Annotated in this window: 15 protein-coding genes; 14 read left to right on the top strand and 1 reads right to left on the bottom strand. The window is 44.7% G+C overall.

The window, feature by feature from the left end; translation table 11 throughout:
* Positions 1 to 14: 14 nt before the first annotated feature.
* The 3 genes from ACR8BL_RS03280 to ACR8BL_RS03270 all read left to right on the top strand — a co-directional run bounded on the left by ACR8BL_RS03280 (position 15) and on the right by ACR8BL_RS03270 (position 2,617).
* Complete coding sequence (locus ACR8BL_RS03280; protein WP_434758316.1) at positions 15 to 1,259, top strand: MFS transporter; 1,245 nt, start codon at positions 15 to 17, stop codon at positions 1,257 to 1,259.
* Between the two features lie 81 nt (positions 1,260 to 1,340).
* Complete coding sequence (locus ACR8BL_RS03275) at positions 1,341 to 1,934, top strand: DUF1349 domain-containing protein (protein ID WP_434751290.1); 594 nt, start codon at positions 1,341 to 1,343, stop codon at positions 1,932 to 1,934.
* Positions 1,935 to 1,969: 35 nt separating this feature from the next.
* Complete coding sequence (locus ACR8BL_RS03270) at positions 1,970 to 2,617, top strand: HAD family hydrolase (protein ID WP_434751289.1); 648 nt, start codon at positions 1,970 to 1,972, stop codon at positions 2,615 to 2,617.
* On the opposite strand, the gene ACR8BL_RS03265 is transcribed toward ACR8BL_RS03270, so the two are convergent.
* A complete protein-coding gene (locus tag ACR8BL_RS03265; protein ID WP_434751288.1) occupies positions 2,608 to 3,423 on the bottom strand; it encodes a helix-turn-helix domain-containing protein in 816 nt (271 codons plus the stop codon). The two genes, ACR8BL_RS03270 and ACR8BL_RS03265, sit on opposite strands and share 10 nt — an antisense overlap.
* 225 nt (positions 3,424 to 3,648) lie before the next feature.
* Between ACR8BL_RS03265 and ACR8BL_RS03260 the strand changes: the two genes are divergently transcribed.
* The 11 genes from ACR8BL_RS03260 to ACR8BL_RS03210 all read left to right on the top strand — a co-directional run bounded on the left by ACR8BL_RS03260 (position 3,649) and on the right by ACR8BL_RS03210 (position 16,722).
* On the top strand, positions 3,649 to 4,782 hold the full coding sequence (locus ACR8BL_RS03260; RefSeq protein WP_434751287.1) for an NAD(P)/FAD-dependent oxidoreductase: 1,134 nt from the start codon (positions 3,649 to 3,651) through the stop codon (positions 4,780 to 4,782).
* A gap of 24 nt (positions 4,783 to 4,806) precedes the next feature.
* Positions 4,807 to 5,097: a hypothetical protein gene (locus ACR8BL_RS03255; protein WP_434751286.1), complete on the top strand. Its 291-nt coding sequence runs from the start codon at positions 4,807 to 4,809 to the stop codon at positions 5,095 to 5,097.
* A 33-nt stretch (positions 5,098 to 5,130) separates the two neighbouring features.
* Entirely contained in the window at positions 5,131 to 5,673 is a 543-nt protein-coding gene (locus ACR8BL_RS03250; protein WP_434751285.1) for a GNAT family N-acetyltransferase, read from the top strand.
* A 95-nt stretch (positions 5,674 to 5,768) separates the two neighbouring features.
* Complete coding sequence (locus ACR8BL_RS03245; protein ID WP_434751284.1) at positions 5,769 to 6,446, top strand: response regulator transcription factor; 678 nt, start codon at positions 5,769 to 5,771, stop codon at positions 6,444 to 6,446.
* Complete coding sequence (locus ACR8BL_RS03240; protein ID WP_434751283.1) at positions 6,439 to 7,809, top strand: sensor histidine kinase; 1,371 nt, start codon at positions 6,439 to 6,441, stop codon at positions 7,807 to 7,809. Before ACR8BL_RS03245 ends, ACR8BL_RS03240 begins: the two co-directional genes overlap by 8 nt.
* 248 nt (positions 7,810 to 8,057) lie before the next feature.
* Positions 8,058 to 9,512 (top strand): alpha/beta hydrolase family protein, encoded by a 1,455-nt coding sequence (locus ACR8BL_RS03235; RefSeq protein ID WP_434751282.1) that lies wholly within the window; start codon positions 8,058 to 8,060, stop codon positions 9,510 to 9,512.
* 1 nt (position 9,513) lies between these two features.
* Positions 9,514 to 11,643 (top strand): serine hydrolase domain-containing protein, encoded by a 2,130-nt coding sequence (locus ACR8BL_RS03230; RefSeq protein WP_434751281.1) that lies wholly within the window; start codon positions 9,514 to 9,516, stop codon positions 11,641 to 11,643.
* Between the two features lie 199 nt (positions 11,644 to 11,842).
* Positions 11,843 to 13,561 (top strand): ABC transporter ATP-binding protein, encoded by a 1,719-nt coding sequence (locus ACR8BL_RS03225; RefSeq protein ID WP_434751280.1) that lies wholly within the window; start codon positions 11,843 to 11,845, stop codon positions 13,559 to 13,561.
* A 286-nt stretch (positions 13,562 to 13,847) separates the two neighbouring features.
* Positions 13,848 to 14,309, top strand: a complete 462-nt coding sequence (locus ACR8BL_RS03220) for a MarR family winged helix-turn-helix transcriptional regulator (protein WP_434751279.1) — start codon at positions 13,848 to 13,850, stop codon at positions 14,307 to 14,309.
* Positions 14,306 to 15,418, top strand: coding sequence for a threonine aldolase family protein (locus tag ACR8BL_RS03215; RefSeq protein WP_434751278.1), 1,113 nt, complete (start codon positions 14,306 to 14,308; stop codon positions 15,416 to 15,418). Before ACR8BL_RS03220 ends, ACR8BL_RS03215 begins: the two co-directional genes overlap by 4 nt.
* Positions 15,419 to 15,888: 470 nt before the next feature.
* Entirely contained in the window at positions 15,889 to 16,722 is an 834-nt protein-coding gene (locus ACR8BL_RS03210; protein WP_434751277.1) for a class I SAM-dependent methyltransferase, read from the top strand.
* Position 16,723: the final 1 nt, after the last annotated feature.

The raw sequence follows: 16,723 nt of genomic DNA, 5'->3' as shown, positions 1-16,723 counted from the left end.
AGAAGGGATATGGAGTGAAGCTGCTTCGGGATTTGCCGAGAAATCCGCGGTATTCCATTTTACTTGAGCCGGTATGGGCCATTCCGGGAACGATTGTGTTGTTCTACGCCCCTTTATATATGAAAGAAGCCGGCCTGGCCGACATTGAGATTGGTATCATTAATTCGGTGAATCTTTATTTTGCCTTCATATTTCAGCTGTTTGCAGGGTCTGTGACCAACAAGCTGGGACGTAAACGAACGACGCTGATCTTTGACTTGCTCGCCTGGAGTGTGCCGATGTTGATCTGGGCGTTTTCACAAAATTTCTGGCTGTTCCTTATTGCGTATTTGCTCAATGCGACATCAAAGTTTGTCACGGTGTCTTTCAATTGCCTGATCATCGAGGACGTGGAGGAACATAAACGATCCAAGGTGTTTGCCATTTTGAATATGATCATTACGGGTGCGGGAGTACTTACGCCAATTGCAGGTGTTGTGATTGCAGATTTTGGCATTGTGCCAACACTGGCCAGCATTTATTTTGTGGGCGGCCTGTTGATGACAGCGATGTTTTTCATTCGTAATCGCTACACGGACGAGACTGAAGTTGGCAAAGAGCTCATGGGTATACACAGCAAGACCCGTGTACTTCGCAGCCTTGGCGATAGCCTGCGTCTGTTTGCAGGATCGTTCTACAAGCGCAGATTATTTCCTATTATTTTAATTACAGTGCTATCCAATCTCGTGCTGCAATTGAATTTCTTTCAGGTTATTTATTTCAAAGAGCAGTTGCGCTTTGATGATCGTATTATTTCATTTATTCCGGTCGTGACCGCTGTTACAGTCATGTTGTTATATCTGGTTATTCTTCCACGCCTGAAGCGGAGGTCGGAAGAGAAGTATGTGAGCTTTTCCATTGTGCTCAGTACCGCGGGCGCCGTGTTATTTCTTCTGATACCGGCCGGGAATATGCTGATGCTGTTTTTCACCCTTACTGTGCTTGCAGCGGGAAACTTCATTCTGCAAACGTATCGTGATTCGTTACTGATGAACCGACTGGGTACACATGAGAAGGCGGACATGTTCTCAGCTGTACAGACAGTGATGACGTTGACGGCAATCCCTTCCGGCTATTTGACCGGGCTGTTGTATCATCATAATCCGGTTCTTCTATTCGGCGTCATTCTCGCATTATACATCGTGTTGATAATTATCATGTTGTTCTTACATGATCCGCAGCAGCACTCCCAAGTGATCGAACCCTACAAAAATATGTAGAAGAAGGGCTTTTCTGTATATTAGCCGAATATATAAAACGGTGAAAATACAGTTGAATGCAGATATCCTTGGGAGGTTTGAATGATGAATGTAATGACAACGGAAGCAAGAGAGCATCTGAGCTGGATGAATGAGCCGCACAATTGGTCATATACGGATCAAGGTGGGCTGATCGTAGAGGCGCAGGCAGACTCTGACTTTTTCCAAGACCCGGCAGGCAAGCATATTCGGGCGACAGCCCCGTTCCTGTCCTTGCCCGTATCCGGTGATTTCGAGATGACCACACAGCTGACGGTGGATATGAAACATCAATATGATTCAGGTTGCCTGATGGTCATGGTCGATGAGCGAAACTGGTGCAAACTATGTTTTGAATATGATGGTAAAGCAGCAACGATTGTGTCTGTAGTCACGCGTGATGGGTCATCCGATGATTGTAACTCTACTGAGGTTCCTGTATCTGATCCTTACCTGCGTATACGAAAAGTGGAGGGATGCCTGTCCTTCTTTTACTCCCCGAATGGGGAAGAATGGAAGTTAATTCGTTATTTCGGTATGCCGATGGATGGGGAGATTCGAGCCGGAGTTGTTGCACAGTCTCCAACGGGAACAGGTTGTACGTGCCACTTTTTATCCGTAAACATGACCCAGCCGGACTTGACTGCCCGCTTCTGACTCGTCTCTTCACCATTGGTGAGGGAGGCATAGGGATGGTAAAAGCACTCATTTTTGATTTTGACGGATTAATTGTCGATACAGAGACGCCTTGGTACTATGCATTTCGCGACATCTATGCAGAACACGGGGTTGAACTGCAGCTGGACCTTTGGTCGAAAAACGTGGGGACGTCCTTCGAAGAATTTCATCCCTATCAATATCTGGAGCAGGCACTGCAACGAAAAATCGATCACGAGCGTATGCAATTGCTCTCTGAACAGAAATACGAAGCATATTTGGGACAAGCTGTTATTCTTCCTGGGGTGCTTGAACTGCTTCAATTGGCCAGAGACCATGGCATTCAGCTGGCCGTTGCATCCAGTTCAACACGGGAGTGGGTACACGGATATTTGCTGAAACTGGACTTGTTGCACTATTTTGATATCATTCATACGTCAGAGGATGTAAAAAGAGTGAAGCCAGACCCTGAACTGTATGTTCTGACCTTGCAAAGTCTTGGCGTCAAAACCAGCGAAGCAATTGTATTTGAAGACTCGCCGAACGGATTGAAGGCGGCAAATGCCGCAGGTATCCGTTGTTATATCGTGCCAAACGAGGTTACGCGCAAGCTGCAATTTCCCAAGCATGAACGCCGGTTAACCTCGCTGGCTGAGATAAGTATGGAGCTCCTCTATTCTTGAAATTGCTTGCGTAGCTCGATAGGTGAGATTCCTTCATATTTTTTAAATACAGAACCAAAGTAACTTGCACTGTTAAAACCGACAGCTCTGGCAATCTCATGTGCCGTTACATCTTTCTGCTGCACCAGCATTTCTTTGGCCTTGAGCAAGCGATAACGAACCAGGTATTCAAGCGGTGTCATATGAAACTCCTTCTTGAATATCCGGTTCAAATGCTGCTCGGTCACGTTCATCTTCTCGGCCAATATAGAGAGGGAAAGGTCTTGCTGATAGTATTGTTTCATAAAAGCAACGAGTTCTGCCAGTCGCAATCGTGCTTCTGTGCGCTCATAAGTGCTATAACGTTCAGCCTCAATGGTTAACCTGACTAAAAATGTATAGAGCAGCATAGAGCCATGCCAGATATAATCCTTGTGACGGGACTGGAGTGCCAGTGTGATCTCACGCAACAGGAGGCCAAGCATGCCATCCGGTTTGAAGGCGCGCAGCTCCCCGATCTGCAAGGAGTGCAGAAAACGCGGCAAAATATAGCCATTAAATGACAAACAATCGAACTGTAATGTAGTGTCAGAATTGTTATAACGATAGGGTACCTCTGGAAACATGATAAGTGCTGTTCCTTTGCGTACAGACAACTCAAGATCCTTTGCTGCAATTCTCCCTGTTCCTCCGATGCACTGTACAATGGTGTAATCCCGTGAATGGTCGCTCCAATCCATTAATTCATTAACGGTCAACCGGTTTTGCCCTGTAATCACGAGAGGCATATCGGGCTCCAGCAGATTTCCCATGTTAGGTTTCGGCATCGTTGAATTATTCCTCTTTTCGTTAAAGGTCTTGTGCGCAGGTAACATGATTAGAGCATGAAAGAAACCTAGAAAGAATTATATTACATATTTGGGATTGTTTTAAATTTGTTAACGTCTTGAATGTTGTTTTTCGAAAACGGTATCCGTGTGACTCAGCTTGCCAACAGAATGTGAAAAAGGTTACGCTATGTGAATGAATGGACGAAGGAAAGGGATACTTGCATGAATAAAATCATCGTAGTCGGAGCGGGAATATTAGGTTCATCTACGGCTTATCATTTAGCAAAATCAGGAGCGGAAGTGCTGCTTATTGATCGGAAAGATGCAGGGCAGGCCACGGATGCGGCTGCTGGTATCATCTGTCCATGGTTGTCACAACGCCGGAATCAGGACTGGTATCAGCTTGCCAAGGCGGGCGCGCGTTATTACCCTCAGCTTATTGCTGAGTTAGAGCGGGATGGAGAAACCGAGACCGGATATGCGCAGACAGGTGCACTCAGCATTCATACAGATCTGGACAAGATTAACAAGATGGTGGAACGGGCCAAACTGCGGAGGGAAGATGCGCCCGAGATTGGAGCGATTACATGTCTGAATGAAAAAGAAACCCGTGAACGTTTTCCTTTACTTGGGGAAGGTTATTCATCTGTACATATCAGCGGCGCTGCCCGGGTGGATGGGAGAGCGCTACGTGATGCGTTGATCCGCTCTGCACAGCGGCACGGGGCTTGTGTGATTGAGGGCGAAGCGGAGCTTCTCTCTGAGGGCGAACATGTAACTGGTGTTAAGGTGCAAACGGAGCAATATGTAGCGGATCAGGTTGTGGTGTGTGCTGGTGCATGGGCGAATGAATTGCTGAAACCGCTGGGGATTCATTTTAAAGTCCATTATCAGAAGGCTCAGATTGTACATTTACGTGCTGCTGATCAACAAAACACAGGGAGTTGGCCTGTAATTATGCCGCCTTCAGATCAATACTTACTAGCGTTTGCAGATCAGAAGATGGTTATTGGCGCTACACATGAAAATGATGTCGAGGGATACGACACACGAATTACTGCCGGAGGTATGCAGGAAGTATTAAACAAAGGACTGGAGTTAGCACCTGATCTTGCAAACTGTACAATGGATGAGGTTCGTGTTGGTTTTCGCCCGTTCACGCCGGGTTTTCTACCGGTCATGGGACAGGTTCCGGGATGGTCAGGTCTGATCACAGCCAACGGACTCGGTGCTTCGGGTCTGACCATGGGGCCTTATATTGGCAGTCAACTTGCGAGGTTGTCACTCGATATGGAACCGGAGATCAACATCGAAGCGTATGATGTAAGTAAAGCCATTGAGATAAGTGTGGAATAAATAGCTGCCTAAAGAGGTGAGAACTTGACATATTCACAGCGTTTATCAGGTGGAGCAAGTCTGTCCGATATGTTGCATTTGGAACAGCAGATCGATCTAGTAAAAGAGGAGCGACAAGTTGCTTCTGACAAGTTAAGGCGATATGAGCAAGAATGGAATAAGATTAAATCTGAATCGCAGGAGGAAGAAGCAATCTTAGAGAACGAGGAAGCAGAAGCTCTGACAAAAAAGTTTGTAGACGCACGAACTCATGTGAATTCGCTGACAGCACAGCTTGAAGAACTCGAGACCGTTTTGGATGAGATGGTGGATTAGAGAGTCTGAATAAAAGGTAAGGAATGATTGAATATGAAATATGAGGCGGAACGAATTTATATCCGAGCTTGGACGATAGAAGACGCTTCGCTGCTTCAGGAATTTCAGGCAGGCAACCGAGAAGAAATTGAGAGCATAACGGCCAGTGAACGAGATGAAGCATTTTATAGTCTGGACGGACAGACTCAGTTGATTGAGAAATGGGTAGAGCAAGCAAAAGAAGGAACCCGATATTCTTTCGGCATTTTTCTTCAAGATACAGATGAACTAGCGGGTGAAACTTCACTGTTTCGAATTGAACTGAATGGTGCAGAAAAATGGGTAATCGGTTACGCAACGGATCGGCTCCATCAAGGTAAAGGTTATATGAGCGAAGCGTTGAAACGTGTGCTTCTTTTTGCCAAACATGAGACGGGAATTACGCAAGTGGAGGCTGGGGCTGTTCCAGACAACACGGGTTCCATTCGTGTGCTTCTAAAAGCGGGCTTTCAGGAGAGCGGCACACACGATGTACCTATTCGGGGAGTGATGAAAAAACATAGGATGTTTACAATATCCCTGAAGGACATGGAGTAAGCGAAGGGCACCCGAATGAAATGACGAAGGAACTAAATTAATGAACTGTCGTTATCAATGGATAACGACAAGTTTATCCCCAGAAGGAGAAACATATGGCTACTATATTAGTTGCAGACGATGATGCGAATATTCGTGAGCTTGTCTGTTTGTTTTTGCGAAATGACGGATTCGAAACCGTAGAGGCTGTGGACGGCCATCAGGCGCTCACGTTATACAAGGAACGCTCCATTGATCTGGTGGTACTGGATATCATGATGCCGATTATGGACGGCTGGACCTTGTGCAGAGAATTGAGACAAATGAACGCAGATCTCCCCTTACTTATGTTAACAGCAAGAGGTGAGACTTGGGAAAAGGTGAAAGGTTTCGAGCTGGGAACGGATGATTATTTAACGAAACCGTTTGACCCTCTGGAGTTAACTGTACGTGTGAAAGCTTTGCTGAAACGTTACAAGATTGGCTCCACACACATGATACAGTTTGGGGACGTTACACTGGATCGTCAGAGTTACAAAGTTATTCTGGGTACAGAGTCGTTAACTTTACCACTCAAGGAATTTGAATTGTTGTACAAGCTGGCCGGAACGCCGGGACAAGTCTATACGCGGGAGCAATTGATCGATCAGATCTGGGGGCTGGATTACACAGGGGATGATCGGACGGTTGATGTACATATCAAACGTTTGCGCGAACGTTTTGCGACGACTTCAGATTTTCAGATTGAAACCGTGCGTGGCCTGGGATATCGGTTAGAGGTCAAGCATGATTAAGTCTTTGTACATCCGGGTCGTTGTGACTTTTCTGGTTTCTGTAATTGCAGGGACCGTATTTGCTTTCCTCTTGTCCACCTGGATTTTTGAAGATCAGCTCAATGAAAATTCACATATCAATATACGTAACTTTGGTCAGGATGTTGTACAGATATACAAAACGCTGCCGTTATCCGAAGCGGATGCATTCGTCAACAAAATGAAGCAACTCGATTTATACTATATTCGGATGTATGAGCCGTCAGGACAGTTCCAAACGTACGGGAAGGCTATTGATCATAACCCGATTTCAGTGACGAAAGAGCAGCTTCAGAAGGTACTCGAAGGAGCAGTAGTCGAGGCGACACCGAATGGTCTGGGCACAGTTCTGCTGGGATTGCCAGTCCGGACGAGCAATGGAACTCGAGCCATGTTTCTGGAAACCTTGTCGCCGCCCGCTGCTGCAGCCGTGATCCAATGGGGTACGATCTTTGCCACCTCATCTCTGGCCGCCGGTAGTCTGATCATTTTGATTGCTTCCATGTATCTGGTAAGACCGATCAAAACATTGACTCAGGCAACCAAACGTATCGCAGCAGGTGATTTCAATGTAAAGCTGAACATCAAGCAATCTAGTGAACTAGGCACACTCGCTCGCAGTTTCGAAGATATGATGAAGGATCTGCAGCAGCTGGAGCAGATGAGAAGAGATTTTGTAGCCAACGTCTCACACGAGGTACAATCACCGCTCACTTCCATATCAGGATATGCTCAAGCGTTGAAGAAGGTAGAGTTACCGGATCAGGAACGAGGACGGTATCTCGACATTATTATCTCAGAGGCGAAACGGTTGTCTAAAATGAGTGATAGTCTGCTCAAACTCAGTATGCTTGAGTCACAATCCCATCAGCTGCAACTCGCAACTCGTGATCTCGGTGAGCAGATCAGGCGGGTTATTGTTGCATTACAGCCTCAATGGTCTGCCCGGAATATCCGGTTTGAGCTTGATTTACAGAAGGTTCAAGTCAAGGCGGATCATGATCAATTGAATCAGGTATGGACCAACATTATCAGCAATGGGATTAAGTTTTCAGAAGATAACGGTTTAATTCACGTCAGGATGGAACGGGATATCAGGAATGTAACCGTGCGGATATCGGATAATGGCATTGGTATTCCTGTCGAGGATCAAAAGCGTATATTTGAGCGCTTCTTTAAGGCTGATCGTTCACATAGCCGTAAATATGACGGCAGCGGAATGGGGCTTGCGATCACCAAACAAATTGTTTCGTTACATCAAGGGGATATTAAGGTGGCAAGTAAGGTAGACCAAGGAACAACATTTATAATCACCTTGCCAATCAGTCCACCAATGGCAGAATAGCCGTCTTGCCATGTCATGTTTGTTGATTACTTATAATGTTAGGCAATGCTCCAATTCTAATTTGCTACGTTCATGTACAAGTTCGCTTGTATGTGAAACGTAGCATTTTTAGTTTGTTCATGTTCTGTTCATATAACCTTCACGGACAGTACATGTTCATTAATTAATATTTGGTTAAGCCAGGTCAATACATGTACATGGATCTAACACTCGATGAAGTGGGGCTATTAAAAAAGAGGGGGATCTAAATGAGATTATTTGAAATACTTTTAACGTTATCCTGTTTCACTCTGTTTATTGATTTATGGTTTATTAAAAGAAATGCACAGAAAATAGGTGTGGCTCTTGGCGTGGTTACTGGCATTTTGTTCGTAGTTCAATTGTTGGCTGAGGGATACAGATGGCAGATGCTGTTGATCTATATCCTGACGGTCCTGCTTATACTCATCGTTCTATTCAAGCGCGTGAAGAAGAGTATGACTATCAAAACAGGGAAGCTGTTGAAATACAGTACAGCCTCGTTAATCATTATTCTAATGGCATTATCTGTCTGTTTGATGGTGTACTTGCCTGTCTTTCATTTGTCTAAACCGGATGGACCAGAGAAAGTGGGCACTCAAACCTTTCATTTGACGGATTCAAGCAGAGATGAGGTCCTCACTGAGGAGCAGGGTGATAAAAGGGAACTCATGATTCAGATTTGGTATCCTACTGAAAATAAAGATAACAACAAGCGTGAATTTCTTTTCCCTGAAGATAAGGAAATGTTCAAGAAGTATGTTCAGACATACTCTAATTCTTTAAACCTGCCTGACTTTGTGTTTGATTACTGGAAGTATAGTAAAACGAACTCATATAAAGATGTAGAAATATTGCCCTCAACAAGTCCTTATCCTGTAGTACTGTTATCCCATGGCATGGGAACCAGCAGGGTTTTACATGCATCACAGGCCGAGAATCTGGCCAGTCATGGTTATATTGTGGTAACCATCGATCATACGTATAACACCTTTGCTACTATTTTTCCAGATGGACGTGTAACGGATTATAGAACCAAGATGAAAACCATTGACGACCGTAGAAAAATCGGGGAAATATGGACACAAGACGTGGAGTTTGTAATGGATCAGATTGAAAAGCTGAATTCAGGCGCAATCGAGAGTCAATTCCAAGGAAAGATAGATTTAAATCATATGGGCGCAATGGGTCATTCGTTTGGGGGTGCTACAGCGTTTAACACCACTTATTTAGATAACAGAATTAAGGCCGGAATTAATATGGATGGCTCACTATACGAAGTGGAGAATCGAGACGTTATTAATAAGCCGTTTATGTTCATCAGATCAGGAGTTTTCAAGGCATGGTTGGAAGAGTTTAAAAACAATACAGATTCAGATAACGAAGTGATTAAACAACTTACAGATGAGCTGAACATTATGAAAAATGTAATCCATCATCAAGGAAATGTGATTTATGTAGAAGGAACCCAACATTTCAATTTCACGGATCTTCAATTCTATTCACCGTTGATTAAACTGACGGGCATCACGGGAGATATCGATGGCAAAAGAGGCTCGTGGATCGTTAATCAGTATGTACTTGATTTTTTCAATAAACATTTGAAAGAAACGGGTGGAAAACTGCTCGAAGGACCAAATGACAGTTATCCTGAAGTGAAATTTATAGAGTCGGAGGTGTTATGAAATGAAAACAGAAGAAAAAAGGAACAAAGGCAAGAGTTTGCTCCAGAAAGTAGTCCAAAGACGGACTTCAATTGCTATGTTGAGTCTGGTGATGCTGTTGACTCCATGGACTGTTATGGCTGCACCAGATGTCAATAAGAGCAGTGACCTGACGTATGAATCAACCAAGAAAACGGTGATGGAAAAGGCCCAGTTATTAACCGAAACATACGGGACAACAAGTGTGCAGTTCGCTCTTATCGATCAGGGAGAGATTATAGTCTCTGGACAGACAGGCAAGAATGACCAGCATGGGAAAGTACCTCTAACATCGGATACGATCTACGGCATAGGATCAACAAGTAAAATGTTTCTTGCAGCTTCTGTTATGAAGCTTGTGGATGAAGGTAAGGTGAATCTGGACCTGCCCGTGACGAACTATATTCCAGAATTTAAGATGAAAGATCTTCGCTACAAACAAATCACACCACGCATGTTGTTGAATCATTCGGCTGGTCTTCTTGGTACTTCAAGCCACAATGCAACAATGTATGGGGATAATGATACATTTGCACATGATACTTTCTTGGATCAACTAGCGACACAGAATTTGAAGGCAGAGCCAGGAGCGTATTCGGTATATTCTAACGATGCATTTACATTGGCTGAACTTCTGGTTGAGAGAGTCAGTGGGTTGAGCTTTACAGCATATATACACAAATATTTTACAGAGCCTCTGAACATGAATCACACCAAAACACCACAGGATGTAGTCAACTCGGCAGAAATGGCGGCAATTTATTCTCCTTTGTATGAGGGTCAGCTTCCACAAGAGAATTATAATATCATCGCTACCGGAGGTATATATTCCACCGCTAAGGATCTGGTGAAATTTTCACAAATCTTCACAGGTGAGGTTCAAGGGATTCTTTCCAACAAGTCGGTAGAAGCGATGGAGCAAAAAGAATACCAAAGAGGCATGTGGCCAGAAGAGAGTGATACTTCTATATCTTACGGATTAGGGTGGGATAGTGTGGACTTGTTCCCATTCAGTGACTACGGTATCAAGGCTGTTACGAAGGGTGGGGATACCGTATCCTATCATTCATCCCTGGTCGTACTTCCAGAGCATAATTTGGCTGCAGCCGTTACTTCTTCAGGAGGTTCGAGCGCACTCGATCAATTCATAGCGAGCGAACTGTTACTTAGCGCACTCGAGAACAAAGGTATAATTCAAGAACGCAAGCCGGTTAAATCGTTCGGCGTACCTGTGAAAGCTGATATGCCAAAAGCGATGTCTGAGTATGCAGGATTTTATGGAGGAAATAACTCCGTATCGAAAGTGGATGTGAACACTGCCGGAGAACTGTTGATTACTCCCCAAATCGTTCCGAATAGTCCTTCGAGTCAGTACTTCTACACGTCGGATGGAACATTTGTGAATAAGGAAGGCACAGAAAAATTAAAATTTGTTGAAGAGTCGAACGGTCATGTTTACTTGTGGTCTCGATCCTATCTTTCTGTACCTGGGTTAGGACAACTTGCTTTCTCGGAATATACGGCACAAAAGCTCGAAAACAATCCATTGCCCAAAGATATTCAGGCGGCATGGGATCAGCGTGAAGGGAAAAAGTATTATTTGATGAATGAAAAATATAGCTCCACGGTATATCTGCATGCTTCAACCATTATTCCATTGTATACAGTGAATGGGGTTCCGGGGTATATGATCAACCACAAAATTGTTGGAGCCGACCATGCAGTGAATCAACTTCAGATTCCCGGTATGGCTGGCAGGGATGCGAGGGATATCTACTTTTCCAGGAAAAATGGTATGGAGTATATTAATTTAACAGGCTATGAATACGCAAGTGAAGAGATTGTTAAAGTACTTTATGCAGGCAAGCAATCCAAGATAACCATTCAGCCAGATGCTAATGCCAGATGGTTCTCGGTACCCGCAGCAGCCAAAGGTAAGATCATGACGGTGAAGATGCCTGCAAAAGGAGCTTTTGCAGTATATGACCAGACAGGTGTTTGTATTAATCACACTGTAATTAGTAGTAAGAATGAGGTAGTCTTACCCGAAAACGGCCGTATTGTATTTGCGGGTGAGGCTGGCTCTCTATTTGAAGTTTCATTGAAAAAGTAAAAAACGAAGTAAATCATTCGATCATCTCCATCGTTCGATCGTATTCGCAGAAATAACATACAAAAAGTCTTCTCTATGATATGGAGAAGGCTTTTAGTTATAGATAAACGAGAATAGGTTTACATGTTTTGGAAGACTGTATAGAATGGTATACACTGTATAGACCGAATATGAATATGGAGAGTGAGTGTGAATCGAAATGCTTCGTCGTTTTTTTTCGTATTATCGACCGTATAAAAAACTGTTTTTGATCGATTTTGGCTGTGCTGTATTCGCGGGGTTGCTGGAGTTGGCATTTCCGCTTGCTGTTAGTAAATTCATTAATGAGCTGCTACCAGGACAGGACTGGCCACTTATTTTACTTGCTTGTATCGTATTATTATCCATCTACGCACTGAATACGGTATTGAACTATGTCGTTACATACTGGGGGCATATGCTGGGGATTAACATTGAAACAAGTATGCGGGAGAAAATGTTCGCTCACCTGCAGAAGCTTTCTTTCCGGTTCTTTGATAATCGCAAAACTGGGCATCTGATCGGTCATCTCACGAATGACCTTAACGATATTGGCGAAGTAGCTCACCATGGACCAGAGGATGTATTTATCGCCGTGATGACGCTGATTGGTTCGTTCTGGCTGATGGCCAATATTAATCTGGAACTGGCTTTGTTGACGTTTATCATTATCCCGATTATGGCGTGGGTTATTATCATATTCGGTGGACGGATGACCAAGACGTACCGGAGACTCTTCGGTGATGTAGGTAACTTCAATGCACGGATTGAAGATAACGTAGGTGGGATGCGTGTGGTTCAGTCTTTTGCCAATGAAGAGCATGAGAAAAAGCTGTTCGCTGAAGATAACGCTAATTTTCGTCTAACCAAACTGCTCGCGTATAAAACGATGGCAAAAAGCATCTCGGTCAGTTATATGATGATGCGTCTTGTTACCGTGTTTGTGATGATCAGCGGAGCGTGGTTTTACATTGACGGCAGAATCAACATGGGCGATTTTATGGCATTCCTGCTCTTGTCGAATATTTTCTTCCGCCCGATTGAGAAGATTAATGCCGTAATTGAGAGCTACCCAAAAGGGATTGCAGGTTTCAAACGTTATCTGGAGATCATTGACACCGAGCCTGAGATTGCAGATCGCAACGATGCGGTTGAACTGCGTGAGGTGAAGGGCGATATTCGCTTCGAAAATGTGTCGTTTGGTTATGAGTCCAGCCGGCGTATTCTGAATCAAATTAGTTTGTCGGTTCGTCCGGGGGAAACGGTAGCATTTGTAGGGCCTTCGGGTGCAGGGAAAACGACGATTTGCAGCTTGCTTCCGCGCTTTTATGAGGTAGAGGAAGGCCGAATCACAGTAGATGGCGTCGACATTCGTGATATTAAGCTGCAATCGCTACGCAAACATATTGGGATTGTACAACAGGATGTATTTCTTTTCTCAGGCACGATTAAAGAAAACATTGCTTACGGCGACCTGACGGCGACCGAGGATCAGATCTGGGAGGCGGCCCGCCGTGCTTCATTGGAAGATTTGATTCTGAGCCTGCCGGACGGCATGGATACAATCATTGGAGAACGTGGAGTCAAGCTCTCTGGAGGGCAAAAGCAACGTTTGTCCATCGCCCGTATGTTCCTCAAAAATCCGCCCATTCTGATTCTGGATGAAGCGACATCTGCTCTGGATACGGAAACGGAAGCACTCATCCAGCAATCTCTTGCCGAATTGTCTGTTGGCAGAACAACACTGGTGATTGCTCACCGACTGACTACGATTAAAAATGCGGATCGCATTATTGTGGTGAATACCGATGGTATCGCTGAACAAGGCAATCATGAAGAGTTGGTTGCTGCCGGAGGCATCTATAGCCGATTGCATCAAGTTCAACATAATCACTCGTAGGATGCTTCGCCAAGTTCGTTGAGTAATTTGAGTAATAGAGCCGCGCATTGCGCGGCTTTTTTGCGCCTAATCAAGTACAAAGTGTATAGAAATACCCTTTGTACTAAGGTGAATGATTCACTGGGAGGTGTGAATGAACTTGACCAGTTCTGTGCTACGCCACATACAGTTGTATTGCATTGCTGACAGGTATGTTCTAAATGTAATATGGAAAAATAATGTTGACACTGTCCACAAACTTGATTATTATAATGTTGACATTGTCCACTAACAGGGAGGCTTCGCGATGAACTCTCAGCATATTCTACCGGAAGTTTTGGCGGATATACGACGGTTTAACCGTTTCTATACGAATATACTCGGGGTGCTTGATAAGCATATTCTCGGGACAGGGTATTCTTTTGCCGAAGTACGGGTCATCATCGAGATTGGCATGCGGGGCGAAAGCATTGCAAACAATCTGGTCGATACACTCTCGATTGATCGCAGCTACATGAGCCGCATTGTGAACAAGCTGGCCAAGGAAGGGCTGCTCATTAAGGTGGATTCTACTGAAGACAGCAGGGTTAGTCTGATTCGTCTGACGGACAAAGGGCAGGTGCTGTTTGATGAACTGAATGACCGATCCGATCAGCAGATTTTGAAATTAATGCAGAACCTGAGTGAAGAAGAGATTCAAGAGGTCTATACCTCCATGATGAACATCCAAGAGAAGTTGAACAAGAAGGCAGGAGAGAGGGCACGATGATACGATTTGAATGTGATTATAACGAAGGTGCACATGAACGCATTCTTCAGCGATTGATAGAGACTAATATGGAGCAAACGAGTGGTTATGGCACAGATGCTCACTGTGAGCGTGCTCGTTTGTTGATTCGGCAGGCATGCGGAAACGACGATGCAGATGTACATTTTCTCGTCGGAGGTACGCAGACCAATACAACGGTGATTGCTTCTATTCTCCGTCCACATCAAGGTGTCATTGCAGCGGTGTCCGGTCATATTGCTGTTCATGAGACAGGTGCGATTGAGGCGACAGGACATAAAGTTCTCACGGCTCCGAGTCTGGATGGCAAAATCACCGCTGCACAAGTTCAAGCGATCTATGATGCTCACAAGCAGGAATCGTCACCGGAGCACAGCGTACAGCCTGGCATGGTATACATATCTCAACCGACCGAATATGGCACGATGTACAGCAAAGCTGAACTTGAAGAGTTGTATGCGGTGAGCCGAGTGTGTGGTCTGCCATTTTTTATCGATGGAGCGCGTCTGGGTTACGCTCTTGCATCCAGAGATTGTGATATGACGTTGGCAGATCTTGCGAGCTTGTGCGATGTGTTTTACATTGGCGGAACCAAGATTGGTGCATTGATGGGCGAGGCGGTGGTCATTTTGAATGACACGTTGAAGCGGGACTTCCGTTATATTATGAAGCAAAAAGGCGGCCTGCTAGCTAAGGGCAGATTGCTTGGTATACAGTTTGAAACGTTGTTTGAAGACGGTTTGTATCTGGATATTTCGCGTCATGCGGTAGATATGGCTTTGAGAATTCATGATACGCTTGTGTTGCACGGGGTGGAATTCCTGTATGCTTCTCCAACGAATCAGCAGTTCCCGATTCTGCCAGATTCTTTATTGGAACAGCTTCGTCAGCACTATACGTTTACATTCTGGGAAAAGGTAGATCACTCTCGCAGCGCGGTTCGCTTTTGCACCAGTTGGGCGACTCGCCAAGAAAACGTGGATGCGCTGACGCGTGATATTGTAAAACTGTTACAAGGGAAACAGCTTCAAGTTCAAACTGAAACAACTGCTGAGTCGGTTGCCGAGTTACAGACAGTGGCGCTGGTATAAGTGCTGGTGTAAGCGTGCTGGTGGAAATGCAAGTGCAAGCCCGAGGGAAAGCTAACGTGCAAGTGCTAGTGCAAGTGAAGCACGGATCTTGAGATACAGGCTTAATGGTGAGAATAGGATGAGGGCTTAAACGCTAACGATCATGACAGAGCTTATTTGGGGCGTATAAGCGCCAATCTTCTCCAAACTTATTGCAGGAGATTAAGCCAGCTTTTGCCATGGATTCTGCCTAAAATAGAATGGGGGGTGTCTTGCAGGTGATATGCAACCTGAGGGCACGCCTTTTTTTATTTTTGCGTAAAATTATCTGAAGAACGTTTCATCTTAGAATTTGATCAGACTAGACTAGATTAAACTATGATTGGATTAAATAAGATTACATACGTTATTAAATAATCGATTGACATCACTCTCAGATTGATTTAAGTTATTAAAGATACTTTATGTCTCTAATATAAAGGAGAGATGTTATGAATACCGAAGAGCAAGAGCAACTTTTTTTAATAAAAGGCTCACAGGATAAGAATCAGTTCAACGAATCGGACCATTCTATACACCCTCTAAAATCAATCCAATCCATACTCTCGATGCAATCGAAGCTCCCTATACAGTCTGAATCACTATTATCGATGTTGCAGCCATCTCCAGGAGAATGCATTCTGGATGTGGGATGTGGGAATGGCGCACTAACGGCTAAGATTGCGGCAACCGGAGCGATCACCACCGGGATTGATTTTTCGGAAGAGAGCATTGCACAGGCAATGGAGAAATATCCCGAACTGGATTTTCAGACAGCAGATGCTGGTCATTATCAGACGCCGGAGCGTTATGATGCTGTTTTTTCTCATGCCGCATTACATTGGATGTCCGATGCCCCGGCAGTTGTGCAAACCATACAATTGGCGCTGAAGGAAGGCGGGCGTCTGGTCACTGAGTTTGCAGGAAGCGGTAATACGGCGATCCTTCTTCATGCGGTTCGGGACGAGTTACTTGCAAGAGGATACAGTTGGGAAGGGCGTAACCCGTGGTATCACCCTACCGTGGGAGAGTTTTCAAGTTTGCTTGAACAGCAAGGATTCCGGGTGTTATTTATCCAACATATGGATACGATCAGACCTTTGAAACAGGGAGTCCGCCAATGGTTGAGCAGCTTTGCTTCGTATCTTTTCCGGGATATTGAACCAGATGAACAGGAAATGATTATGGAGAATGTCGAAAAGAAAGTAGAAGCGCAGCTTTGCCATGAAGGGCAATGGAATCTGGATATTTCCAGGCTGCGAGTTGTTGCGATCAAAGGAGGCTAGT

The sequence above is a fragment of the Paenibacillus amylolyticus genome (assembly GCF_051136285.1).
In the GTDB taxonomy this organism is placed as follows: Bacteria; Bacillota; Bacilli; order Paenibacillales; family Paenibacillaceae; genus Paenibacillus; species Paenibacillus amylolyticus_F.
Note: the sequence above shows the minus strand (reverse complement) of the source record. Positions and strands in the feature narration are given on the sequence as shown.

Coding starts and splice junctions, on each gene's coding strand:
- ACR8BL_RS03275 (WP_434751290.1), top strand. CDS start 1,341: ATGATGAATGTAATGACAACGGAAGCAAGAGAGCATCTGAGCTGGATG.
- ACR8BL_RS03270 (WP_434751289.1), top strand. CDS start 1,970: ATGGTAAAAGCACTCATTTTTGATTTTGACGGATTAATTGTCGATACA.
- ACR8BL_RS03225 (WP_434751280.1), top strand. CDS start 11,843: ATGCTTCGTCGTTTTTTTTCGTATTATCGACCGTATAAAAAACTGTTT.
- ACR8BL_RS03265 (WP_434751288.1), bottom strand. CDS start 3,423: ATGCCGAAACCTAACATGGGAAATCTGCTGGAGCCCGATATGCCTCTC.
- ACR8BL_RS03230 (WP_434751281.1), top strand. CDS start 9,514: ATGAAAACAGAAGAAAAAAGGAACAAAGGCAAGAGTTTGCTCCAGAAA.
- ACR8BL_RS03245 (WP_434751284.1), top strand. CDS start 5,769: ATGGCTACTATATTAGTTGCAGACGATGATGCGAATATTCGTGAGCTT.
- ACR8BL_RS03250 (WP_434751285.1), top strand. CDS start 5,131: ATGAAATATGAGGCGGAACGAATTTATATCCGAGCTTGGACGATAGAA.
- ACR8BL_RS03240 (WP_434751283.1), top strand. CDS start 6,439: ATGATTAAGTCTTTGTACATCCGGGTCGTTGTGACTTTTCTGGTTTCT.
- ACR8BL_RS03260 (WP_434751287.1), top strand. CDS start 3,649: ATGAATAAAATCATCGTAGTCGGAGCGGGAATATTAGGTTCATCTACG.
- ACR8BL_RS03235 (WP_434751282.1), top strand. CDS start 8,058: ATGAGATTATTTGAAATACTTTTAACGTTATCCTGTTTCACTCTGTTT.
- ACR8BL_RS03215 (WP_434751278.1), top strand. CDS start 14,306: ATGATACGATTTGAATGTGATTATAACGAAGGTGCACATGAACGCATT.
- ACR8BL_RS03220 (WP_434751279.1), top strand. CDS start 13,848: ATGAACTCTCAGCATATTCTACCGGAAGTTTTGGCGGATATACGACGG.
- ACR8BL_RS03210 (WP_434751277.1), top strand. CDS start 15,889: ATGAATACCGAAGAGCAAGAGCAACTTTTTTTAATAAAAGGCTCACAG.